General features: G+C 67.1%; 19 protein-coding genes. 15 read left to right on the top strand and 4 right to left on the bottom strand.

What is annotated here, in order from left to right:
* The first annotated feature begins 171 nt into the window (after window positions 1-171).
* The 7 genes from AC1DOP_RS21340 to AC1DOP_RS21310 all read left to right on the top strand — a co-directional run bounded on the left by AC1DOP_RS21340 (window position 172) and on the right by AC1DOP_RS21310 (window position 8,591).
* Window positions 172-1,494, top strand: a complete 1,323-nt coding sequence (locus AC1DOP_RS21340) for an MFS transporter (protein ID WP_477253193.1) — start codon at window positions 172-174, stop codon at window positions 1,492-1,494.
* 76 nt (window positions 1,495-1,570) lie between these two features.
* The gene (locus AC1DOP_RS21335) at window positions 1,571-3,202 is read left to right on the top strand and encodes an alpha-D-glucose phosphate-specific phosphoglucomutase (RefSeq protein ID WP_477253191.1); all 1,632 of its coding nucleotides are present in this window, start codon (window positions 1,571-1,573) and stop codon (window positions 3,200-3,202) included.
* Between the two features lie 27 nt (window positions 3,203-3,229).
* Window positions 3,230-4,912 (top strand): alpha-amylase family glycosyl hydrolase, encoded by a 1,683-nt coding sequence (locus tag AC1DOP_RS21330; protein ID WP_477253189.1) that lies wholly within the window; start codon window positions 3,230-3,232, stop codon window positions 4,910-4,912.
* A gap of 99 nt (window positions 4,913-5,011) precedes the next feature.
* The gene (locus AC1DOP_RS21325; RefSeq protein WP_442123590.1) at window positions 5,012-5,701 is read left to right on the top strand and encodes a DUF2306 domain-containing protein; all 690 of its coding nucleotides are present in this window, start codon (window positions 5,012-5,014) and stop codon (window positions 5,699-5,701) included.
* 86 nt (window positions 5,702-5,787) lie between these two features.
* A complete protein-coding gene (locus AC1DOP_RS21320) occupies window positions 5,788-6,867 on the top strand; it encodes a DUF5694 domain-containing protein (protein ID WP_477253187.1) in 1,080 nt (359 codons plus the stop codon).
* 51 nt (window positions 6,868-6,918) lie between these two features.
* Window positions 6,919-7,920 carry an alpha/beta fold hydrolase gene (locus AC1DOP_RS21315; protein WP_477253185.1) on the top strand — a complete coding sequence of 334 codons (1,002 nt, stop codon included), beginning with the start codon at window positions 6,919-6,921 and terminating at the stop codon, window positions 7,918-7,920.
* A gap of 11 nt (window positions 7,921-7,931) precedes the next feature.
* Complete coding sequence (locus AC1DOP_RS21310) at window positions 7,932-8,591, top strand: cupin domain-containing protein (RefSeq protein ID WP_477253183.1); 660 nt, start codon at window positions 7,932-7,934, stop codon at window positions 8,589-8,591.
* Here AC1DOP_RS21310 and AC1DOP_RS21305 read toward each other — a convergent pair.
* A complete protein-coding gene (locus tag AC1DOP_RS21305; RefSeq protein ID WP_442123586.1) occupies window positions 8,527-9,471 on the bottom strand; it encodes a LysR family transcriptional regulator in 945 nt (314 codons plus the stop codon). The genes AC1DOP_RS21310 and AC1DOP_RS21305 overlap by 65 nt on opposite strands.
* Before the next feature lie 94 nt (window positions 9,472-9,565).
* Here AC1DOP_RS21305 and AC1DOP_RS21300 point away from each other — a divergent pair, with 94 nt between their 5' ends.
* The 3 genes from AC1DOP_RS21300 to AC1DOP_RS21290 are packed head-to-tail and all read left to right on the top strand — an operon-like array spanning window position 9,566 to window position 12,250.
* The gene (locus AC1DOP_RS21300) at window positions 9,566-10,543 is read left to right on the top strand and encodes an aldo/keto reductase (protein ID WP_442123585.1); all 978 of its coding nucleotides are present in this window, start codon (window positions 9,566-9,568) and stop codon (window positions 10,541-10,543) included.
* A 14-nt stretch (window positions 10,544-10,557) separates the two neighbouring features.
* Entirely contained in the window at window positions 10,558-11,409 is an 852-nt protein-coding gene (locus tag AC1DOP_RS21295; protein ID WP_442123584.1) for an aldo/keto reductase, read from the top strand.
* A gap of 13 nt (window positions 11,410-11,422) precedes the next feature.
* Window positions 11,423-12,250 (top strand): SDR family oxidoreductase, encoded by an 828-nt coding sequence (locus AC1DOP_RS21290; protein WP_442123583.1) that lies wholly within the window; start codon window positions 11,423-11,425, stop codon window positions 12,248-12,250.
* 19 nt (window positions 12,251-12,269) lie between these two features.
* Here AC1DOP_RS21290 and AC1DOP_RS21285 read toward each other — a convergent pair whose 3' ends face one another.
* A complete protein-coding gene (locus AC1DOP_RS21285; protein WP_442123582.1) occupies window positions 12,270-13,487 on the bottom strand; it encodes a YeeE/YedE family protein in 1,218 nt (405 codons plus the stop codon).
* A 146-nt stretch (window positions 13,488-13,633) separates the two neighbouring features.
* Here AC1DOP_RS21285 and AC1DOP_RS21280 point away from each other — a divergent pair, with 146 nt between their 5' ends.
* Complete coding sequence (locus AC1DOP_RS21280) at window positions 13,634-14,656, top strand: acyl-CoA dehydrogenase (protein WP_442123581.1); 1,023 nt, start codon at window positions 13,634-13,636, stop codon at window positions 14,654-14,656.
* Here the strand turns inward: AC1DOP_RS21280 and AC1DOP_RS21275 are convergent.
* Window positions 14,653-15,546 (bottom strand): LysR family transcriptional regulator, encoded by an 894-nt coding sequence (locus tag AC1DOP_RS21275; protein WP_442123580.1) that lies wholly within the window; start codon window positions 15,544-15,546, stop codon window positions 14,653-14,655. The two genes, AC1DOP_RS21280 and AC1DOP_RS21275, sit on opposite strands and share 4 nt — an antisense overlap.
* A 128-nt stretch (window positions 15,547-15,674) precedes the next feature.
* Between AC1DOP_RS21275 and AC1DOP_RS21270 the strand changes: the two genes are divergently transcribed.
* From AC1DOP_RS21270 to AC1DOP_RS21255, 4 genes are all read left to right on the top strand, one after another.
* Window positions 15,675-16,724 (top strand): NAD(P)-dependent alcohol dehydrogenase, encoded by a 1,050-nt coding sequence (locus tag AC1DOP_RS21270; RefSeq protein WP_442123579.1) that lies wholly within the window; start codon window positions 15,675-15,677, stop codon window positions 16,722-16,724.
* 10 nt (window positions 16,725-16,734) lie between these two features.
* Window positions 16,735-17,934 carry an MFS transporter gene (locus AC1DOP_RS21265; protein WP_477253179.1) on the top strand — a complete coding sequence of 400 codons (1,200 nt, stop codon included), beginning with the start codon at window positions 16,735-16,737 and terminating at the stop codon, window positions 17,932-17,934.
* 35 nt (window positions 17,935-17,969) lie between these two features.
* Window positions 17,970-19,463 (top strand): MDR family MFS transporter, encoded by a 1,494-nt coding sequence (locus tag AC1DOP_RS21260; RefSeq protein WP_442123577.1) that lies wholly within the window; start codon window positions 17,970-17,972, stop codon window positions 19,461-19,463.
* A gap of 141 nt (window positions 19,464-19,604) precedes the next feature.
* Window positions 19,605-21,467 carry a glucokinase gene (locus tag AC1DOP_RS21255; protein WP_477253176.1) on the top strand — a complete coding sequence of 621 codons (1,863 nt, stop codon included), beginning with the start codon at window positions 19,605-19,607 and terminating at the stop codon, window positions 21,465-21,467.
* 188 nt (window positions 21,468-21,655) lie between these two features.
* On the opposite strand, the gene AC1DOP_RS21250 is transcribed toward AC1DOP_RS21255, so the two are convergent.
* Window positions 21,656-23,824, bottom strand: coding sequence for a TonB-dependent receptor plug domain-containing protein (locus AC1DOP_RS21250; RefSeq protein ID WP_477253174.1), 2,169 nt, complete (start codon window positions 23,822-23,824; stop codon window positions 21,656-21,658).
* Between the last annotated feature and the right edge of the window lie 144 nt (window positions 23,825-23,968).

The following is a 23,968-nucleotide window of genomic DNA, read 5'->3' as shown; positions in this document are numbered from 1 at the left end:
GAATGACGTTTACACCTTGCTGGTCCGTTTTACACTTCAGTAGTCTGTTGTTTGACTACAAAATCACCCCGCTATCCTAGGTGTTGTCCTGATTGACACTCAACAATCCCCATGTTACTTTGCTACATGGAGGTAGTTCGGCACGAGTCCGGGCACCGTTAGGGGACACAGATGGAAATGCACACTCATTCGCTCAAGCCGCGCCTGTCGTTCTGGCAGTTGTGGAACATGAGCTTCGGCTTCTTCGGCATCCAGTTCGGCTTCGCCCTGCAGAACGCCAATACCAGCCGGATCTTCTCGACCCTTGGCGCTTCGCCCGACGACCTGGCGCTGTTCTGGCTCGCCGCTCCCGTCACGGGCCTGCTGGTGCAGCCGGTGATCGGCTACCTCAGCGACAATACCTGGCACCCGACCTGGGGCCGCCGCCGTCCCTTCTTCTTCATCGGCGCCATCCTTGCCGCGATCGCCCTGTTCCTGATGCCGAATTCCGCCGCCGTCTGGATGGCGGTGGCCGTGCTGTGGATGATGGATGCCGCGATCAACGTGTCGATGGAGCCCTTCCGCGCCTTCGTCGGCGACAAGCTCGATCCGTCCCAGCAGACCGCCGGCTTCGCGATGCAGACCTTCTTCATCGGCTGCGGCGCGGTGATCGCTTCGCTGCTGCCGCAGATTTTCGCGCATTACGGCGTCTCGAACGTCCCGCTGAACGGCGCGATTCCGGATACGGTGAAGTACTCCTTCTACGTCGGCGGCGCCGTGTTCCTGGCAGCCGTCAGCTGGACCGTGTTCACCGCCACCGAACTGCCGCCGCCCGACCTGGACAGCTTCAAGGTCCAGCGCCAGCATGCGCGCAGCTTCGGCGTGGCCCTGCGCGAGATCGTCGGCGGCTTCAGCCAGATGCCGAAGACCATGGTGCAGTTGGCCTTCGTCCAGTTCTTCACCTGGATCGCGCTGTTCGCGATGTGGATCTACACCGGTACCGCGATTGCCGACAACGTCTACGGCACCGTCGACGCGCAATCGGTGGCCTACCAGGACGCCGGCAACTACGTCGGCGTGATGTTCGCGGTGTACAACGGCGTGTCGGCGCTGGCCGCCTTCCTGCTGCCGGTCCTTGCGCGCGCCACCAGCCGCAAGACCTGCCACACGATCTGCCTGGCGCTCGGCGGCCTGTCGCTGGCCAGTATCTTCCTCATCCACGACAAGCAGGCCCTGATGCTGCCGATGATCGGCGTCGGCATCGCCTGGGCCAGCATCCTGACCATGCCGTATGCGATCCTGGCCGGCGCGCTGCCCGCCAACCGCATGGGCTACTACATGGGCCTGTTCAACTTCTTCGTCGTGATCCCGCAGATCGTCAGCGGCCTGCTGCTCGGCTTCTTCACCAAGCACTTCTTCGGCGGCCACACGGTGCTGACCCTGATGCTGGGCGGCGCCTGCATGGTGCTGGCGGCCGTATTGACGATGTTTGTCACGGATCAGGCCGAGAAGTAAGCCTGCGCCATCATTTCGGCTCCTGTCCTATCATGAAGGTTTGACAACAAACCACGCATCGATACAGGAGCACGAGATGACGATTCAGACAGTAGCGACCACGCCGTTCGCCGGGCAGCGTCCCGGCACCTCGGGTCTGCGCAAGAAGGTGACCGAGTTCCAGCAGCCCGGCTACCTCGAAAACTTCGTCGAGGCGATCTTCCTGACCCTGGGCGACTGCAATGGCCGCACCCTCGTGCTCGGGGGCGACGGCCGTTATTTCAACCGCGACGCGATCCAGACCATCCTCCGCATGGCCGCCGCACACAAGGTGGCGAAAGTGCTGGTCGGACGCGGCGGCATCCTCTCCACCCCGGCGGTGAGCTGCGTGATCCGCAAGCGCGGCGCCTTCGGCGGCATCGTGCTGTCGGCCAGCCACAATCCGGGCGGCCCGGAGGGCGACTTCGGCATCAAGTACAACATCGGGAACGGCGGCCCGGCGCCTGAAAAGATCACCGAGGCGATCTTCGCGCATACCCAGCTTCTCTCGGAATACCGTATCAGCGACGCCGGCCCGGTCGACCTCGACCGGATCGGCGCCAGCCGTCTCGAAGAGATGGACGTCGAGGTCATCGACTCCGTCGCCGACTACGCCGAATTGATGAGCCGCCTGTTCGACTTCAACGCCATCCGCGCGCTGTTCCGGGGCGGCTTCACGATGCGCTTCGACGGCATGAGCGCGGTCTCCGGCCCCTACGCGAAAGCCATCATCGAAGGCATGCTCGGCGCACCCGCGGGCACCGTCATCAACGCCGAGCCGCGCGAGGATTTCGGCGGCCACCATCCGGACCCGAATCCGGTCAACGCGGCCGAGCTGGTGGCGCTGATGAACGGCCCCGACGCTCCCGACTTCGGCGCCGCCTCGGACGGCGACGGCGACCGCAACATGATCGTCGGCAGGAACCTGGCGGTGGCGCCCTCGGACAGCCTGGCCATCATCGCCGCCAACGCCACCCTGGCGCCGGGCTACCGCGACGGCTTGAAGGGCATCGCGCGCTCGATGCCAACGTCAACGGCGGCCGACCGCGTGGCCGCAGCGCTGGGCATCTCCTGCTTCGAGACCCCGACCGGCTGGAAGTACTTCGGCAACCTGCTCGACGCCAATCTCGCCACCCTGTGCGGCGAAGAGAGCTACGGCACCGGCTCGAATCACATCCGCGAAAAGGATGGCGTGTGGGCCGTGCTGTTCTGGCTGAACCTGATCGCCGCGACCGGCAAGCCGGTCAACCGGATCGTGCAGGAACACTGGGCCCGCTTCGGCCGCAACTATTATTCGCGCCACGACTACGAAGCCGTCGATGCGGCGGCCGCCGACCGCATGATGGTCGACCTGCGGACAAAGCTGGAATCGCTGGCCGGCCAGGTCTTCGGGAATTTTCGCGTTTCGCAGGCCGACGACTTCGTCTACACCGACCCGGTCGACCAATCGGTCGCCACGCGCCAGGGCATCCGCATCATCATGACCGACGGATCGCGCATCGTGCTGCGCCTGTCCGGCACCGGCACCGAAGGCGCGACCGTGCGCGTCTACCTCGAACGCTACGAGGCGGACCCAAAGCGCCATGATCTCGATACCCAGGACGCGCTGGCGCCCTTGATTGCGATTGCGGAGCAGGTGTCGGAACTGAAGCAGCGTACCGGGCGTAACGAACCAAGTGTTATCACATGATCCGTCATTAACCATAAAGGACCCTGAATGAAATTCTCCGCCCTTGCCGTTTCCCTGATGCTCGCCTTCGGCTCCGCGTCCGCCGCTCCGGACCTGTCGCCCATGAAAGGCAAGCCCTTCACCTGGGAGAATGCGACCGTCTACTTCCTGCTGACGGACCGCTTCAACAACGGCAACCCGGCCAACGACCACGCCTATGGGCGCAAGGACGACGCCGCCGTCGCCCGCGGCTTCATGGGCGGCGACCTGGCCGGCGTGACGCAGAAAATCAAGGAGGGGTACTTCGACGACCTGGGCGTGGACGCGATCTGGATCACGCCGCCGGTCGAGCAGATCCACGCCGGCACCGACGAGGGCACCGGCAAGTCCTACGGCTTCCACGGCTACTGGGCGCGCGACTTCACCAGCCTCGACGCCAACCTCGGGACTGAGAAAGACATGCACGAGCTGGTGGATGCCGCCCACGCGCGCGGCATCCGCGTGCTGCTGGACGTGGTGATGAACCACACCGGCCCCGTCACCGCGGAAGATCCGGTGTGGCCGGCCGAGTGGGTGCGCACCTCGCCGACCTGCACGTATAAAGACATGGCGACCACGGTCAGCTGCACCCTGGTGAAGAACCTGCCGGACTTCCGCACCGAGAGCAACGAGAAGGTCGACGTGCCGCCGGCGCTCGCCGCCAAGTGGAAGCAGGAAGGCCGCTACGAGCGCGAAACCAGGGAACTGGACGACTTCTTCAAGCGCACCGGCTATCCGCGTGCGCCGCGCTACTACCTGATGAAATGGCATGCCGACTGGGTGCGCAAGTACGGCTTCGACGGCTTCCGCGCGGACACCGTCAAGCACACCGAGCCCGGCGTGTGGAAGGACCTGAAGAAGGTCGCGGGCGCCGCCTACGAGGACTGGAAGCGCACCCCGGCCGGGAAGCAGGCGGTGGCGAAGCTCGGCAACCTGCCGTTCTTCATGACGGCCGAGACCTATGGCTACTCGATCAAGGCCGGACGCGAGTTCAGCTACGACGGCGGCACCAGGGTCGACTATTACGACAATGGCTTCGACAGCATGATCAACTTCAGCATGGCGCGCGACGCGGCCGGGGGCTACGAACAGCTGTTCTCCGGCTATTCGGCGGCGCTGAACGGCCCGCTGAAGGGTGTGTCGGTGCTGAACTACCTGGATTCCCACGACGACGGCCATCCTTTCGACGCCATGCGCGAACACCCGATGGAAGCGGCCAACAAGCTGCTGCTGGCGCCGGGCGCGGCCCAGATCTATTACGGCGACGAGACCGCGCGCGTGCTCAAGATCGAGGGCGCGGAAGGCGACGCCAACCTGCGCTCCTTCATGAACTGGGACCAGCTGAAGAACAACAGCCGCGTCGGCCTGTTCGGCGTGGCCGAAGTGCGCGATCACTGGGCGCGCCTGGGCCGCTTCCGCCACGCGCATCCGGCGGTGGGCGGGGGCGTGCACCAGATGCTGCAGTCCAGCCCCTACGTCTTCAAGCGCACGTATGAAAAGAATGGCGTGAGCGACCGCGTGGTGGTGGCGCTCGGGCTGCCGCAGGACCGCCCGGTGGCGATTCCGGTGGCCGGCGTGTTCTCGGACGGCCAGACGGTGCGCGACTGGTACACCGGCAAGTCCGCCATGGTCTCGGGCGGCAAGGTGAAGTTCGAGCTGGCGGCGCCGGTGGCGCTGATCGCGCTGGACTGATCCGCGCTTCGATCCTCGTATTCGCAGTTGGGGGCACAAAAGCGGCGCTTCGTTCCGCCGTTCTTGTGCCCCCTTGCCGTTTTCCCTACCTTGGGATGCATGACGATCCCACACTTGCTGAACATCCTCGTCCACGTCCTGGCCGGCAGCGCCGCCATCGTCCTCGGCATGTATGTGCTGTGGAAGCCGAAGGACGCAATCCTGCACCGCCGGCGCGGGCGCGTGTTCGTGCTGCTTACCGCGGTGGTCTGCCTGAGCGCCGCGATCGGCAATGCGGTGTTCCGCTCCCTGCCCCTGTTCGCGGTGCTGACCGTGCTGGTGTCCTACCAGCTGCTGAGCGGCTGGCACGTCATCTACACGCGCGGCGCCGGCCCGGACAGGCTCGATGCCGGCCTGCTGCTGGGCGCCGCCGCGCTCACCGCCATGCTGGTGCGCCGCCTGTTCGCCGATGGCGCCATGGTGGGCGCGTCGGCATCGGTCCTGTATTCGACCCTGGCGGCGGTGGCGATGCTGCTGGCTTACGATGCGGCGCGCTGGCTGTTCCCGAAGCGCTGGCATGCCAGCCTGTGGCGCTACGAGCATATCTACAAGATCCTCGGCTGCCTGTTCGGGATGCTCTCGGCGGCCGTCGGCAATACGGTCAGGGTAGGGCAGCCCTGGTCCCAGCTGGCGCCGACCGCGATCGGCCTTGCCGTGGTGGCGGTGTGCTGGGTAAGGACCCATCGCGCACAGCGCCGTATCGACGTGCTCTCCGATCCGGCTTTTCGACAGGCTGGACTGCGAAAATAGCATTCTGTCCTCATCGCCGTTGAGCTCCTTCTCTCTTCTCTCTACATTGACCGGCTACGACAACACCGTTCGAAAGGGGGAAGAGGATGGGCAAGTGGACCAAGTGGGGCTGGGGACTCGTCGCGGCGGTGCCGCTCGCAGTGCCTCTGACTGTGCAGGCGCAGTCGCCGATCGACCTGACGGCGCTCGACCGCGACATGACCGGAGCGCGCGCCCAGGTACTGGTGCTGGGCACCGTACACCTGCGCACCATGCCGAAGAGCTTCGACCCGAAAGCGCTGGACGGTGTGCTGGACAAGCTCGCGGCGTTCAGGCCCGAGATCATCACCGTCGAGAACGAGCCCGGCGAGGAATGCGACCTCGCGCTGCGCCATCCCGCCAAATACGGCGCCGGCTATTGCGACGCGCCCGAGGCGGCAAGAAAGGCCACCGGTCTGGACATCCCCGCCGCGCTTGCCGAGATCGCGAAGACGCTCAAGGCCTGGCCGGCGCAGCCGTCGCCGCCCACGCCGGCCCAGCGGCGCCACCTGGCCGCGTTGTTCCTGGCGGCGCACGAACCCGTCTCCGCCTATGTGCAGTGGCTGCGCCTGCCCGAGGCCGAGCGCCGCGGCGGCGACGGCCTCGACGCCGCGCTGGTCGAGCAGCTGGCGCAGATCGGCAAGCGCAACAACGAGAGCTACCAGATCGCCGCGCGCCTGGCCGCGCGCCTAAGCCTGGAGCGCGTCCACGCGGTGGACAACCATACCGGCGACAACATCGACGTGGCGGACGTCAAGGCCTACGTCAAGGCGCTCGAAGCCGCGTGGGCCTCCGACCGCGCGGAGCTGAACGCGCTCGAGAAACGCGAGGACGTCCTCAAGCAGGCGCCCGACCTGCTGCCGCTGTACCGTTCGGTCAACGACCCGAACAATCTGCGGGTCCTTGCCGAGAACAACGTCGTTCCGTCGATGCGTTCACAATCGCCGGAAGGCTATCCGCGCATGTTCGTCGGCGGCTGGGAAGTGCGCAACCTGCGCATGGTCGCCAACATCCGCGAGACCTTCCGCGAACGCCCGGCTGCGCGCGTGCTGACCATCGTCGGCGCTTCGCACAAGCCCTGGTTCGACAGCTGGCTGGGCCAGCTGCAGGGCGTCGATATCGTCGATGCGGAAGCGGTGCTGAAGTGATTGCGCGGATAGGCTAGACTCGCAGGCATCGCAATCCGCCGAGGAAGCACGATGCCTGTCCATGTCCGTTCCACCGCACTGCTGTTGAGCCTCGTCCTGGGCGCCGCGCGGGCCGCCGAACCCGCCTACGGCCCCGAGCTCGAGGGCTTCGACTATCCCTACCCGGTGCAGCAGTACCGTTTCACCTCGCAAGGCCTACCGATGCACATGGCCTATATGGACGTGAAGCCGGCCACGCCGAACGGCCGCACCGTGGTCCTCCTGCACGGCAAGAACTTCTGCGCGGCTACCTGGCAAGCGTCGATCGAGGCCTTGAGCAAGGCCGGCTACCGCGTGGTGGCGCCGGACCAGATCGGCTTCTGCAAGTCGACCAAGCCCGAGCATTACCAGTACAGCTTCCAGCAACTGGCCGCCAACACGCATGCGCTGCTGGAAGCGATCGGCGTCAAGAAGGCGACCGTCATGGGCCACTCCACCGGCGGCATGCTGGCGGTGCGCTACGGCCTGCTGTATCCGGACCAGACCGAGCAGCTGGTGCTGGCCAATCCGATCGGCCTCGAGGACTGGAAGGCGCTGGGCGTGCCTTCGCTGGGCGTCGACAAATGGTACGAGCGCGAGCTGGGCCAGAACGCCGACAAGATCCGCAACTACGAGAAATCGACCTATTATGTGAACCAGTGGAAGCCCGGGTACGAGCCCTGGGTGCAGATGCTGGCCGGGATGTACCGCGGGCCGGGCAAACAACTGGTGGCCTGGAACTCGGCCCTGCTGTACGACATGATCTACACCCAGCCGGTGGTCTACGAGTTCCCGCTCTTGACCATGCCGGTGCTGCTGCTGATCGGGACCAGGGACAACACCGCCATCGGCAAGGATGCCGCCCCGGCCGAGCTGCGGCCCAGGCTCGGCAATTATGCGGAGCTGGGCAAGCGCACCGCGAAAGCGATCCCGCATGCGACCCTGGTCGAGTTCGAGAACATGGGCCATGCGCCGCAGATGCAGGATCCGGCGGCCTTCCATATGGCCCTGCTGAAGGGCCTGGCGGGCAAGTAAGGAGAAACCTCATGTTCGTCAACGCAGACTTTTCGCGGCGCGTCATCGTCGAACCCGGCCAGTACGAATGGGTCGCGTCGCCGCAGGCGGGCGTCGAGCGGATGATGCTGGACCGGATCGGCGAGGAGAAAGCCCGCGCCACCAGCATCGTGCGCTATGCCCCGGATTCGCGCTTCCCGCCGCATGCGCATCCGGGCGGGGAAGAGATCCTGGTCCTGTCGGGCACCTTCTCCGACGAGACCGGGGACTTCCCGGCCGGCTGGTATCTGCGCAATCCGCCGGGGACTTCCCACCAGCCCTCCAGTGCCGAGGGCGCGCTCATCTTCGTCAAGCTGCGGCAGATGATGCCGCATGACGAACGGCGCGTGCGCATCGATACGCGCGATTCCGCCGCCTGGCGGCGTGAAGGCGACAGGATGGTCTGTCCGCTGTTCTCGAGTCCTGCCGAGCAGGTATGCCTGCAGCGCCTGGAAGCGGGGCAGGTGGTCTTGAACGGGGTCGTTGGAGGCGCCGAACTGCTGGTGCTCGACGGCGAGATCGCCGATGGCGAGCGGCGTTATGGGCCAGGCAGCTGGATCCGCCTGCCTGCCGGCGAACAGGGTGACCTCATCGCCGGCCGGCAGGGAGTGAGCTTCTATTTGAAGACCGGACACCTGGCAAAGCCGGCGTGAAACGCAGGGCATCGACGACGAGGGCAAACGCGGACGACGGCTGGCGGCGGCTCGGATAATAGAGGTGGTAGCCGGGGAAGACGGCGCACCAGTCCTCGAGCACCCGCACCAGCCTGCCGTCGGCGACATGGGTCTGCACGCTGTCTTCCAGCATGAAGGCCAGTCCCATGCCGCCCAGGACTGCCTGCAGCACCTGCGGAAAACCGTTCAGGATGAGCTGCCCTTCGACACGCACGTTCAGTTCGCGCGTCCCCTTCTTGAAATCCCAGGGCAGCAGGCCGCCGTGGGTGGGCAGGCGCACGTTGATGCATCTGTGATCGGTCAGATCCTGCGGCTTCGTGGGGGCAGGATGCCCGGCGAGGTAGGCGGCGGAGGCGACCACCGCCATCCTGGCGTCGGGTCCGATGGGCACGGCGATCATGTCCTTTGCCAGGTGCTCGCCCAGGCGCACGCCGGCATCGAAACGCTGCTCGACGATGTCGATCATCCGGTAGTCGGTGTTGATTTCGAGTTCGATATCCGGATAGCTGGCCAGCAGCGGCATCAGCTTCGGCAGCAGGATCGTATCGGCGGCATGTTCCGATGCGGTGATGCGGATCGAGCCGGCGGGCTTGTCGCGCAGTTCGCTGAGTGCGGCAAGGTCGTCCTCGATGCCGTCCAGTCGCGGCCCCACCGTCATCAGCAGCCGTTCTCCGGCCTCGGTCGGCGCCACCTTGCGCGTGGTGCGCGTCAACAGGCGCAATCCCAGCCTCTCTTCCAGCGCCCGGATGGTCTGGCTCAGGGCCGACTGCGACACGCCGAGCTGCGCGGCCGCTTTCGTGAAGCTGCCTTCGCGCGCAACCAGCACGAAAGCCACGAGGTCATCCAGATCCGCTTTCATGATTCATTAGGTGAGCTAATCAAGGCATGCCGATTATACCGTCTTATCAAGCAATGCCTGCCTGGGTACAGTAGCCGGTACAGGAGGAAAAACGATGCAACAACGTGAACTTGGCAAGAGTGGTTTGAAGGTATCCGCAATCGGTCTTGGCTGCATGGGCCTCAGTTATGGCTACGGCCCGGCCGCGGACCGTGACGTGGCAATCGCATTGATCCGCGCCGCGGTCGAGCGCGGTGTCACCTTCTTCGATACGGCCGAAGCCTATGGCGCGAACGAAGAACTGGTCGGCGAAGCGCTGGCGCCGTTCCGCGGCCAGGTCGTGATCGCGACCAAATTCGGATTCCGAAATGGCGATGCGCATGCGGGCCTGGACAGCCGGCCGGAGCGCATCCGTGAAGTGGCGGAGCAGTCCCTCCGGCGCCTGAAGACCGAGCGGATCGATTTGTTTTACCAGCACCGGACCGACCCGAACGTGCCGATCGAAGATGTGGCCGGCGCGGTGCAGGACCTGATCCGCCAGGGCAAGGTCAAGCACTTCGGCCTGTCGGAAGCCGGCCCGCAGACGATCCGCCGCGCCCATGCCGTGCAGCCGGTGACGGCCCTGCAAAGCGAATACTCGATGTGGTGGCGCGAGCCGGAAGCCGAAATTCTGCCGCTGCTGGAAGAGCTGGGCATCGGCTTCGTGCCTTTCAGCCCGCTCGGCAAGGGCTTCCTGACCGGCGCCATCAGCGCGGCGACGCAGTTCGATCCGACCGACTTCCGCAACACCGTGCCACGCTTCAGCCAGGGCGCGCGCGCCGCGAACCAGACCCTGGTCGATCTGCTCGCACGAATCGCCGGCGAAAGGAACGCGACCCCGGCCCAGATCGCGCTGGCCTGGCTGCTGTCGCGCAAGCCGTGGATTGTCCCGATTCCAGGCACCACCAGGCTGCACCGGCTCGACGAGAACATCGGTGCTGCGCCGCTGCAGCTGGAGGCCGGTGAGTGTCGCGATCTGGACGCGGCGCTGTCGACGATTGCTGTGCAGGGGGCGCGTTATTCCGCCGATCGTCAGGCCCTGGTCGGCAAATGAAAGGAGCAAGGACTATGCAGTATGTAGAGCTTAACAATGGCTTGCAGATGCCGGTAATGGGATTCGGCGTCTTCCAGATTCCCGATCCGAAGGCGTGCGAACGGGCGGTCGTCGATGCGATCGAGACCGGCTATCGCCTGATCGATACCGCAGCTTCCTACATGAACGAAGCGGCGGTCGGGGAGGGCGTGAAGAACGGTGGCGTGGATCGCGAAGAGCTGTTTATCACGAGTAAACTCTGGGTCCAGCACACCGGCTATGAACGCACGAAGGAAGCGATCGGGAATTCGCTGCGGCGGCTGCGGGTGGATTACATCGACCTGTTCCTGATTCATCAGCCGTTTGGCGACGTCCACGGTTCCTGGCGCGCGATGGAAGAGGCATATGGTGCGGGCAAACTGCGCGCCATCGGCGTCAGTAATTTTCATCCGGACCGGCTGATGGATATCATCGCCTTCAACGAGATTCCGCCGGCGGTCAACCAGGTCGAAATCAACCCCTTCCATCAGCAGGCCGAGGCCCTGGCTTTCATGCGCGAGCACGGCGTTCAGGCCGAGGCTTGGGCGCCGTTCGCGGAAGGCCGTAACGGGCTCTTCGAGAACGGCGTTCTGATGGCGATCGCCGCCAGGCACGGCAAGACGGTCGGTCAAGTCGTGCTGCGCTGGGTGACCCAGCAAAACGTGGTCGCCCTGGCCAAGACCGTGCGCCGCGAGCGGATGCTTGAAAACCTCGACATCTTCGATTTCACGTTGACCGCTGACGATATGTCTGCGATCGCGGCGCTGGAAACCGGCAGCAGCTGTTTCTTCTCCCACCGCGATCCGGACATCGTGAAGTGGATGAGCGAACGAAAGCTCGACATTTGAAAGGAGCGGTAATATGAAAGAAGTCGTCGTCGTCATCGGCCCGGGATCGATCGGCCAGGCCATCGCCCGCCGCGTCAGCCTGGGCAAGCTGGTGCTGCTGGCCGACCTGCGCGCGGAAAATGCGGACGCCGCAGCCAGGACCTTGGGCGAAGCCGGCTTCGAGGTGCAGACCGCGCAGGTGGACGTGTCCTCACGTGACTCCGTGCACGCGCTGGGCGGACTGGCGGCCTCGCTCGGCGCGGTGAAGGGCGTGATCCATGCGGCCGGCGTCTCGCCGACCCAGGCCACGCCGGAAACGATCCTGAAGGTCGATCTCTACGGTACCGCCGTGGTGCTGGAGGAATTTGGCAAGGTCATCGCGCCGGGCGGATCGGCTGTCGTCATCGCCTCGCAGTCCGGGCACCGCCTGCCGGCGCTGACGGAAGAGCAGAACCGGGCGCTGGCCCTGACGCCGGCGGACCAGTTGCTGGCCCTGCCCATGCTGCAGCCGGACCAGGTCAAGGATCCGCTGCACGCCTACCAGGTATCGAAACGCGGTAATTCATTGCGCGTCATGGCCGAAGCGGTCCGCTGGGGCAAGCGCGGCGCGCGCGTCAATACCATCAGCCCGGGGATCATCTTCACGCCGCTGGCGAAGGACGAATTCGCCGGCCCGCGCGGGCCGGGCTACCGGCGCATGATCGAGGTGTCGGCGGCGGGACGTGTCGGTACGCCCGACGAGGTGGCGAACGTCGCGGCCCTGCTGATGGGCCCCGATGGGGGCTTCATCACGGGCAGCGACTTCCTGATGGATGGCGGCGTGACGGCCGCCTGGCGGTACGGCGAGCTGGCGCTGAAGTGAGTAAACGCGCCGCTTGGGCTCAGCAGGCGCTCGGCTTCACCCGCTCGACCTCGAGGCCGAACAGCGGACGCAGGCGGGTGCCGAAGACGTTGCCGGCAAACGCGGCCACCAGCCACAGCCAGCCGTGCAGGCTGCCCGACACGATGCCGCTGAAGTAGGCGCCGATGTTGCAGCCATAAGCGAGGCGGGCGCCGTAGCCCAGCAGCAGGCCGCCGACGACGGCCGCGATCAAGGAGCGCAGCGGCAGCTTCCACACCGGCGAGTAGCGGCCGGCCAGCGCGGCCGCCAGCATTGCGCCGAGCACGATGCCGATGTCCATTACCGACGTCACGTCATGCGAGACCGGCGCGGCCAGCGCGGCGGCGTTGGCCTTGGTCGACCAGTAGGCCCAGCTGGCGGTGTCGATGCCGATGCTTGACGCCGCTTTCGCGCCCCACAGCGCGAAGGCCGAGGTCACGCCCCAGGGACGGCCGGACAGCGCCAGCGTGGCGAAGTTGAGCACGACCAGCGCCAGGGCGCCGGCCACCAGTGGCCAGGGGCCGTGCAGCCAGGTGGCGGCGCGGTCCGCCGGCAGCTGCGGAGCGACCAGGCGGCCGTGACGACGCTTCTCGACGACGACGGTGATGGCCGCGATGGCCGCGAACACCAGCCAGTTGAGCAGCAGCGCGGGCGCCAGGCCCAGGGTCTTCACCAGCGAGACCGGCTTGAGCTGGGGCAGCGAAGTCCAGAAGGGCATGTGCGCGGTGGCGATCACGGAGCCTGCGATGAAGGCGGCCAGGGTCACGATCATGCGCGTGCTGCCGCCGCCCACCGTGTACAGGGTGCCGGATGCGCAGCCGCCGCCGAGCTGCATGCCGATGCCGAACATGAAGGCGCCGATGACGACGGAGGTGCCGGCCGGCGACACCAGGCCGGTGACGGGATTGCCGAACAGCGTGCCGCTGGCCAGGGCCGGGAAGAACAGCGCGACGCCGACGGCGAGCATCAGCATCTGCGCGCGCAGGCCGGCGCCGCGGCCGTCGGCGATGAACACGCGCCACGACGAGGTGAAGCCGAAGGCCGCGTGATACAGCGAGAGGCCGAGCAGCGCGCCGACCACGAACAGCGCGGAAATTTTGGCACTGACCGCCTGCGCGAGATACAGCGCGCCGAGGACGATCAGTAGCAGCGACACGCCGAGCGGCGCCGGATTCATCGCCGCGCGGCGGGGGACAGTCGAAGAAGCTACATTGGACATGGCGGAAAAGTATGGTCCTTGAATTCGTAAGTTCTTATTTTCGCTCGTTTTTTTGTTTTCTGCTGGGAGAGTACCTATCCCGGTGCCGGCGCATGTATGGACCTTGTTTTCGCTTACCATGAATGCAATCTCATATTCGTGGAACCATGGCCGTGCTGGATGAATCGCTTGTCGACTGGATCAGGGAGCGTGCGGAAGCACTCGATACGCGTGCCGATGAAGGGGATGGTTTGCTCGCGCGTTTGGCGCAATCCGGCCTGTTCGCAGCCGGTACGCCGGGCAGCGCCGTGCGCGTGGTCGCGGCGCTCGCCGAACATTCGCTCAGCGCCGCCTTCGTGTTCTGGGCGCAGCGCGCCTTCATGGAATGCCTGCTCGCCAGCCCGAACCGGGAACTGGCCGCACGCCTCATGCCGGATCTGCAACAGGGACGGCTCGCCGGCGCGCCGGGGCTGTCGAATGCGATGAAGTTCCTGGGCGGCCTGGATCGCCTGCGCACGTCCTTCACGACCGGACCCGGGGGCGTGCGCCTGCACGGCGCCGTGCCCTGGGCCAGCAACCTGCGCCGCCAGGGCTTCGTCGCCGCGATCGCGGCCGGGGATGCGCAGGGCGACAATCCCGCCGTGTTCGCCGTGCCGCACGATGCGCAGGGCCTGCGGCGGACGCCGGACCTCGAGCTGCTGGCGCTGCGCGGCACGAATACGGCGGCGCTGCACCTGGACGAGGTGCCGGTCGAAGAGTCCTGGCAACTGCATCCGCAGGCGCGGGTCTTCCTGCCCGCCATCCGTCCGGTCTTCGTCGGGCTCCAGTGCGGACTGGGGCTGGGCCTGGCGCGCGCATCGCTGCGGGCCGCGCGGGAGGCGCTCGCCGGCGCGCAGTCCGCCGAGCTGGCGGCACTCGAATCGGCAACGCAGGATCTTGACGCGGCCCTGCTTGCGGGCCTGGACGGGGGCCGCCTGCGCGAACGGCCGCGCGAACTGCTGGAGCTGCGCCTGCGCATGGTCGAGATGGCGGCGGATGCGGTGCGGCTGGAGCTGCAGGCCCTCGGCGGACGCGCCCTGCTGGGCAGCGAAGGCAGGGACTTTGCCCGGCGCTCGCGCGAAGCGGCTTTCCTGAACGTCGTGACGCCCACCGTGGTGCAGCTCAGGAAGGACCTGGCGAAGCTGTGCTAGTCCTTGTAGCGGATCGCCTCGATCACCAGCGCCAGCGCGCGCGAGTTCTGGCGCCGGCTCGGATAGTAGGCGTGCAGGCCCGGGAAGCTCGGGCACCAGTCTTCCATCACGCTTTGCAGGCGTCCGGCGCGCACGTGGACGCCGGCCAGGTCTTCCGGGATGAAGGCCAGGCCGCAGCCGTCGAGCGCCGCATGCAGGATCTGGTAGGCGCTGTTGAAGGTGAGCTGGCCGCGCACCCGCACTTCCATGTCGCGGCCTTCGTGGCGTAGCTCCCAGGCATACAGGCCGCCGCTGCTGGCCAGGCGCAGGTTGATGCAGTTGTGCTTCATGAGGTCCTGGGCCGAGCCTGGCACCGGCCGGTGCGCGAAATAGGCGGGGGCGCCGACCACCATCATCTTCATGTCCGGCGTCAGGCGCACCGCGATCATGTCCTTGTCGACCTGGTCGCCCCAGCGTACGCCGATGTCGTAGCGTTCGGCGGCGATGTCGACCAGGCGATAGTCCGAACTCATTTCCACGTGCAGGTCGGGATACTGCGGCAGCAGCGGCGCCAGGCGCGGCCACAGCACGCTGTCGACCACGTGGTCGATGGCGGTGATGCGCACCAGGCCGGCCGGCTTGTCGCCCAGGTCGCTGACGGCGGCGATCTCGGCCTCGATCTCTTCCAGCCGCGGTCCCACGTTCTGCAGCAGGCGCTCGCCGGCATCGGTGGGGGAGACGCTGCGCGTGGTGCGGGTCAGCAGGCGCACGCCCAGGCGTTCCTCCAGCCCGCGGATGATGTGGCTGAGCGCCGATTGCGTCATGCCGAGCTTGGCCGCCGCGCGCGTGAAGCTGCGTTCGCGCGCGACGGCGAGGAAGACGAGGATATCGTTGATGTTTTCGCGGGCCATTGATGACAGTTTAGCGTTAATTAACCATCCGATTCATGAGCTGCATTCATAAGCCCATGCAATTCCGGCACCGTTTTGTGGTTCTGTTTGCTCGTATCATGCGCTCTTTGCGAACGAAAGGAACCAGCATGACTGTGAAAGCCTATGGTGCTTATGCCAGCGACAAGCCGCTGGAATCGATGGACATCACCCGCCGCGCGCCGGGTCCGCACGATGTCCAGATCGACATCGCCTTCTGCGGCGTCTGCCATTCCGACCTGCACACCGTGCGCGCCGAATGGGCCGGGACACTGTTTCCCTGCGTGCCGGGCCACGAGATCGTCGGGCGGGTGTCGGCGGTTGGCGATCACGTACACACGCACCAGGTCGGCGACCTGGTCGGCGTCGGCTGCATGGTCGACAGCTGCCAGCACTGCGCCGACTGCGACGAAGGCCTGGAGCAGTACTGCGACGGCATGGTCGGCACCTACAACGGCCCGACCCGGGACGCCCCCGGCCATACGCTGGGCGGCTACTCGCAGCAGATCGTCGTGCACGAGCGCTTCGTGCTGAGCGTGAAGCACGCGGAAGACCAGCTGGCCGCCGTCGCGCCGCTGCTGTGCGCCGGCATCACCACGTATTCTCCGCTGCGCCACTGGAAGGCCGGCCCCGGCAAGCTGGTTGGCATCGTCGGCATCGGTGGCCTCGGCCACATGGGCATCAAGCTGGCGCGCGCGATGGGCGCCCACGTGGTCGCCTTCACGACCTCGGAATCGAAGCGCAAGGACGCGGAAGCGCTGGGCGCGCATGAAGTGGTCGTGTCCAGGGACCCGGCAGCGATGGCCGCGCGTGCCAAGACGCTCGACCTGATCGTGAATACCGTGGCGGCGCCGCACGACCTCGACGCCTACCTGAACCTGCTGAAGCGCGACGGCACCATGGTGCTGGTCGGCGCGCCGGCCACGCCGCACCCGTCGCCGCAGGTGTTCAACCTGATCACCAAGCGCCGCGCACTGGCCGGCTCGATGATCGGCGGGATCCCGGAAACCCAGGAGATGCTGGACTTCTGTGCCGAGCACGGCATCGTGTCCGACATCGAGATGATTCGCGCGGACGAGATCAACGCCGCCTACGAGCGCATGCTCAAGGGCGACGTCAAGTACCGCTTCGTGATCGACAGCGCGACCCTGGCGGCTTGAGGAGACGGCTATGGACATGCGACTCCCTGCCGCTGCGGCGGAAGTGGAAGACAAGCCGGCGGCATGGGGCGCGGTGTTCGCGATGGCGCTCGGCGCCTTCGTGCTGGTGGCTTCCGAATTCATGCCGGTCAGCCTGCTGACGCCGGTGGCCGCCGACCTGCACATCAGCGAAGGCCAGGCCGGCCAGGCGATCTCGGTGTCCGGCGCGTTTGCGTTGGTGACGAGTTTGTTCATCGCGCCGCTGGCCGGACGGCTGGACCGCAAGGTGCTGCTGCTGGCCCTGACCCTGATGATGATGGTGTCGGGTACGGTGGCCGCCTTCGCGCCCGACTACACGGTCTTCATGGTCGGCCGCGCCTTCATCGGCGTGGCGATCGGCGGCTTCTGGTCGATGTCGGCGGCAACCGCGATGCGGCTGGTGCCGGAGCGCGCGGTGCCGAAGGCGCTGGCGATCGTCAACGGCGGCAACGCACTGGCGACCGTGGTGGCGGCGCCGCTGGGCAGCTTCCTGGGCGGCGTCATCGGCTGGCGCGGCGCCTTCTTCGCCGTGGTGCCGGTGGCCGCCATCGCCTTCGGCTGGAAGTTCTTCAGCCTGCCCAAGATGCATGCCGCGGGCGGGGCAGGGGCGGGCGCCGCCTTCCGGCTGCTGAAGCGTCCGGTGGTGGCGCTGGGGATGGCGGGCACCGCGCTGTTCTTCATGGGACAGTTCGCGCTCTTCACCTACCTGCGGCCCTTCCTGGAGAACGTGACCCATGCGGGCGTGTCGATGGTCTCGGGCCTGCTGCTGATCGTCGGCGTGGCCGGCTTCATCGGCACCACCCTGATCGGCGCGGTGCTGGAAAGGCAGCTGTACCGCACCCTGGTCGTCATCCCGCTCGTCATGGCGGCGATCGGCCTGGCCCTGATGGCCTTCGGTTCCTCGCTGCCCGCCACCGCCGTGCTGCTCGGCCTGTGGGGCCTGGTCGCCACCGCCGCGCCGGTCGGCTGGTGGACCTGGCTGGCGCGCACCCTGCCGCGTGATGCGGAGGCGGGGGGCGGCCTGATCGTGGCGGTGGTGCAGCTGGCGATCGCCTCCGGCGCGACCATCGGCGGCATCCTCTTCGATGCCAGCGGCTACCGGGCCAGCTTCAGCCTGAGCGCGGCGGTGCTGGTGGCGGGCGCGGTGCTGGCCTGGCTGGCGGGAAGGCAGGCGGGGAAGGGTGAACGCTAGCGCTGAATTCACGGGTCTTGTCGTAAGATGAGCCCATGACCCAGAATCCGCACGCCACCTCGCCCGCGCCGGTTTCCGAGAAGGAGATCCGCGCCGTCTACTTCGCCCTGATGGCCGTGCTCGGCCTGGGCGCCCTCGACCAGAGCATCGTCGCCACCGCGTTGCCGCGCATCGTCGCCGACCTCGGCGGCATGGCCCACCTGTCCTGGGTGGTGACCGCCTACGTGCTGGCCTCGACCGCCACCATGCCGCTGTACGGCAAGATGGCCGACCAGTACGGCCGCCGTCCGATGATCTTCACGGCCCTCGCCACCTTCCTGGTCGGTTCGGTCCTGTGCGGCCTGGCCGGCGGCATGACGGAGCTGATCGTGTTCCGCGCCATCCAGGGCATGGGCGCCGGCGGCTTCATGCCGCTGGCCCAGATCATCATCTCCGACCTGGTGGCGCCCAAGGACCGCGCCAAGCGCCAGGGCTCGATCGCCATCGTGTTCGCCGTCACCAGCGTGCTCGGCCCGGTGTTGGGCGGCCTGATGACGGACCTGCTGTCCTGGCACTGGATCTTCTTCATCAACCTGCCGGTGGGCGCCTTCGCCTGCTGGTCGATCGCGCGCTCGCTGCGCAAGCCCGTCGTCACGCACGCGCACCGCATCGACTACCTCGGCTCGGTCCTGCTGACCGGCAGCATCGTCTCGCTGCTGCTGATCCTGGCCCTGGGCGGCACCGAGTGGGCCTGGAGCGCGCCGGAGATCAAGCTTTGCGCCGCGCTCACGGTGGTGCTGGGCGCCTGGCTGGTCGTGCACCTGCGCCGCGCCGCCGAGCCGGTGCTGCCGCCCGACCTGTTCGGCAACCGCGTGTTCAACCTGGCCAGCGCGGTGATGGCGCTGAGCTTCGTCGGCCTGATGGGATCGAGCGTGTTCTTCCCGCTGTTCTTCCAGCTCGTGATGGGCAGCAGCCCGGCGAATTCCGGCATGCTGACGGTGCCGATGATGGCCGGGATGATCCTGTCGTCGGCGGTGATCGGCCGCCTGGTGGCGCGCGCCAACAGGTACAAGGAGGTGCAGGTGGTGGGGCTGGCGGTGTCAGTGGCCGCCTTCGGCATGCTGGCCTGGGCCATGGGCAGCGGCCGCGGCTACCTGTTCATCGAACCGCCGATCTTCCTGCTGGGCGCCGGCCTGGGCCTGGTGATGCCGAACATGACCATCGTCGTGCAGAGCGCGCTGCCGGTGGCGCGGCGCGGCGTCGGCACCGCCATGCTGACCTTCTTCCGCTCGCTCGGCGGCCTGCTGGGCGTGACCGGCTCCGGCGCGATCCTGGCCCACCAGTTGCACGCCCACGGCATCGAGGCGGCGGCCAGCGCCGGCACCGGAACGGTGCTCGACCCGGCCATGCGCGAGGTCTACCGGCACGCCATCGCCAACATCTTCGGCGCCGGTACCGCGATCGTGCTGGTGGCGCTGCTGATTTTGCTGTTCATGCCGGATGTGCGGGTGGAGGGGGCTTCGGTGCCGCAGCCGGCGCAGGCGGAGTAGTTAATAGCTCGTCGTCCCCGCGAAGGCGGGGATCCAAGTTTGTTTGCGTTTCGATAGCGCTGAGAGAACTTGGGTTCCCGCCTTCGCGGGAACGACGAGCGAGGCGTTTTGGTGCCAATCAATCAATGGTATCCTAGCGCAATGACCATCGAGCCCGACACCACCGAACAAAAGCAACCCCGCGCAGCCTATTCCGACGGGCCCCGCCTGCTGGCCGACATCGGCGCGACCCATGCGCGCTTTGCGCTGGAGAGCGCGCCCGGCGTGCTGCGCAACGTCGCCGTGCTGCTGTGCGACGACTATCCCGGCATCGTCGCGCTGCTGAACGCCTATCTGGCGCAGACCAGCGGCGTGCGCATCAGCCATGCCGCCTTCGCGCTGGCGAATCCGATCAGCGGCGATTTCATCCGCATGACCAACCGCGACTGGCAGTTCTCGACCGACGAGGTGCGGCGCGCGCTCGGCCTGACCACGCTGCTGATCGTGAACGACTTCACGGCGCTGGCGATGGCGCTGCCGGGCTTCAAGCCGGAAGAGCTGCTGCAGATCGGCGGCGGCAAGCCGCAGCCGCATGCGGTGGCCGGCGTGCTGGGGCCGGGTACGGGTCTCGGTGTGTCGGGCGTGATCCCGACCGTCGACGGTTTCGTCACTCTCGGCAGCGAGGGCGGCCACGTCAACTTCGCACCGGCCGACGAGCGCGAATTCGCGATCCTGCAGTACGCCTGGCGCGAGTGGCAGCACGTGTCGAACGAGCGCCTGATCTCCGGCCCCGGCATGGAGATCATCTACCGCGCGCTGGCGCTGCGTAACAAGGCCGACGCGCCCAGCCGCAACGCCGCGGAGATCGTCAGCTGCGCGCTCGAGCAGAACGACCCGCTGTGCCTGGAAGTGCTGGAATGCTTCGCCGGCATGCTGGGCGGCGCCGCGGCCAACCTGGCGGTGACCCTGGGCGCCTTCGGCGGCATCTTCATCGGCGGCGGCATCGTGCCGCGCGTGGCGCAGTGGTTCGCCACGTCGCCGTTCCGCGCCCGCTTCGAAGCCAAGGGCCGCTTCTCGGATTACCTGGCGCAGATCCCGACCTACGTCATCATGACGCCGAATCCGGCCTTGTACGGCGTGGCGAGCATCCTCTCCGAGCACCTGCGCGGCCGCACCGGCGCCAACACCCTGATGGAGCGCGTGCAGCACCTGCAGCACGAGCTGTCGCCGGCCGAGCAGCGCGTCGCGACCCTGGTGCTCGAGCATCCGCGCAAGGTGCTGTCCGAGCCGATCGCCGAGATCGCGAAGCTGGCCGACGTCAGCCAGCCGACCGTGATCCGCTTCTGCCGCTCGCTGGGCTTTTCCGGCCTGGCCGACTTCAAGCTCAAGTTCGCGGGCAGCCTGACCGGCACCATCCCCGTGCGCCACAGCCAGGTGCGCATGACCGACAGCACCCACGACCTGTCGGCGAAAGTCATCGACAACACGGTATCGGCGATCCTGAAGTTCCGCGACCAGCTGGACGTGAACTCGATCGACCGCGCCATCGAGATTTTGCGCCGCGCCAAGCGGGTCGAGTTCTACGCGATGGGCAATTCGCGCGTGGTGGCGCTGGACGGCCAGCACAAGTTCTTCCGCTTCCGCATTCCGACCTCGTCCTATGGCGACTCCCACCTGTTCGGGCTGGCCGCCGAGCTGCTCGGTCCGGGCGACGTCGTGATCGCGATCTCGACCACCGGCCAGCTGCCCGAGCTGCTGTCGGCCGTCGACACCGCGCGCGCGGCGGGCGCCGACGTCATCGCCATCACCAGCAGCAAATCGGCGCTGGCGCGGAAGGCCAGCATCTGCCTGGCGGTCGACCATAGCGAAGACAGCACGACCTTCCTCTCGATGATCTCGCGCATCCTGCAACTGCTCCTCATCGACATCATGGCGGTCGGGATCTCGCTGGGACAGGAGACCGGCGACAGCGGCGAAGGCGACAGCGAGCGCCGGCGCCTGCTGATCTCCCACCTGGACATCTGATCGACGGGTCCGGCTGGATCAAGAACGTTTCCGTATGGCATTCCACAATGAGGGATCTTCCCTCATTGGAGACTGCCATGATGCATCCGGATGACATCAAGCGGCTGGCGATCATGGCCACGCTGATCATGCTGTGCGCATTCTGTCCCGGCCCGGGCAGGGCGGCGGAACAGCCGTCCTCCGCTCCTTCAGAAGCTGGACTCGAGGGTCAGCTTCAGGCTCGGATGGCCGATGTTGGCGATCCGGTTGCGTAGGGTCGTCCCGCCGGCGAGGTCGGTGTAGCTGCGCTCGTTGACCATGTCCATTCCCAGCAGGTTGGCGGCGCTGATGCGCAGCCGGCTGCGCCTGTCGACCGGCCACAGCGCGTACAGTTCGAGATCGCGCTGTACGTGCAGCCAGGCCGCCTGGTTGGCCGCCACCGCCACCCGCCCGCCCTTGCGAAAGCCGAAGTTCGCACCTGCCGTCATCCGTTCGCCCTGGTAGTCGGCGCCGAGATTGGCCGACAGCGGCACCTGCTCGTCGAGCCGGTTATCGGGTCCCGGCACCCCATCCACATTGGACCAGTTGCGCGCGACGTTGGCGCGCAGTTCGAGCGGCGGCGCGCCATCCATCAGCGTCCGTAGCGGGAAGACCGTCTCCACTTGCAGCGTACGGGTGCGCGCCTTGCCGACGTTGACGGGCAGGGCGATCCAGCGCGCGCCGTCGAACACCACCAGCGAGCGCGTGTAGTCGTCGATGCGGCGCGTGGACGCGCTCAGCGCCAGCATCGCGCCTTCCGCCCAGCGGTGTTCCCAGGCGGCGTCGATGCCGAGCGCCAGTTCCGGTCTCAAGCTCGGGTTGCCCTCGGTATCCGGCTCGGCCGGGTTGTTGTTGACCGAGGTGTAGCGGTGCGGCAGCAGCTGGTCCATGCCGGGCGCCTTGTAGGTGCGCGCCACGGCCAGCCGCAGCTGGTCGTCTTTCATGCCGGGCGGCTTGTACAGCACCTGCAGCACCGGGCTGAAGACGCCGGAGCGCGAGCGCGCCGTGCCGAAGGTGTTGCCGTCGGCCTCGATGCGCACGCCCTCCCAGCGCGCGCCGAGGTAGAGCGAGAGTTGCGGTGTGAGCGTCCACTCGTCCTGGGCATAGCCCGCCAGGCGCGCCACGTGGCCGCTGTCATGTTCGTCGCCGGCGGGAATGGGCGCCGCGGGGTCGAGGTAGTCGCGCTCGCGCCGCGCATCGCTGCGGCGGTCCCAGGCGCCATCCCAGCCCAGCGCCAGCGCATGGCCGTCGAACAGCGGCACCGTATATTTGCCGGTCGTGCTCAGGCCGCGGTCGCGGCCGCGCGAATCGATGCTGCGCGTGAGCGGCCCGACTGCCGGATTGCCGCCGGCCGTGCGCCGGGTCGTGTTGTCGGTGCGGCTGGCGGAGACGCCGAGCCTGGCCTCCAGCCGCGCGCCGGACGCCAGCGCATGCGTCCATTCCAGGGTGCTGCGCAGGACGTCGTTGTCGTTGGCCATCCCGAACTGCTTGTCCGGATAAGGCGGAAGCTCGCCGAGCACGGTGGCGGTGGGCGCATTCACGCCGATGCGGAAGCGGTTCAGGTTCAGGAAGGTCTCCAGGCCGAGCGTATCGCCGCCGTCGAGCTTCCACTGCAGTTTGGGTGTCAGGTTCAGGGTCGTCATCCTGCCGTCCTCGTGGCCGGCCGTGGTGCGCAGCAGGGTCCGGCGGCCGGCGGCGTCGGTGGCTTCCTCGCGGCCCGGCGCCTCGCCGCGAAAGCCGTCGTGCACCAGGCTGCCCGCCAGTTCGTAGCCGAAGGCGCCGTCGCGGTCGGCCAGGCGCAGGCTGGCGTTTGGACTACGGGTGTCGCGCCCGATGCCGTAGCCGATCTTCAGCTCGCGTTCGGGCTTGCGCACCGTTTTCTTCAGCACGATGTTGATGGTGCCGGCGATGCCCTCCATCGAAAACTCGGCGCTGGCGGCGCGCATCACTTCGATGCGCTCGACCATCTCGGGCGCCAGGGTGTCGACCTGCATGCCGGCGGGCGGGCGTTCGCCGTTCACCAGCAGCTGCGTGTAGCCGCTGCCCAGGCCCTGCATGCGCACCTCGCCGCCACGGCCGGCGGCGCCGTTCACGGTCACGCCCGGGATGCGCTTCAGGACCTCGAACAGCCTGGTGTCGCCGTAGCGTACGATCTCGTCGTGGCGGACGACGGTCTTCATGGCGGTATCGTCGCGGCGCGCATCGTAGGCGGCCGTGCTGCCTTGCACCTGCACCTGCTGGACCGCCGCGCCGACGCCGGTTTGCTGGGCATGGGCGGAAAGTGCGGCGCCCAGGGCGGCGGGCAGGAGGGCGAGGCGCGACAGGCGGCGCTGAAGCATGGGGACAGGTCGGGCAGGCGGCATGGGCGGATTCTCCTTGTTGGAATGGCATTGCGTGACAAATGTAGCGTTAACTTCCATGTAATAGCAATATAAATTTCTATCACATGGAAGGTAGCCACTTCGCCCCCGGCCAATCCCGTT

Source organism: Massilia sp. 01N410, from assembly GCF_056399665.1.
This window is presented reverse-complemented; position numbering and strand designations above follow the sequence as displayed.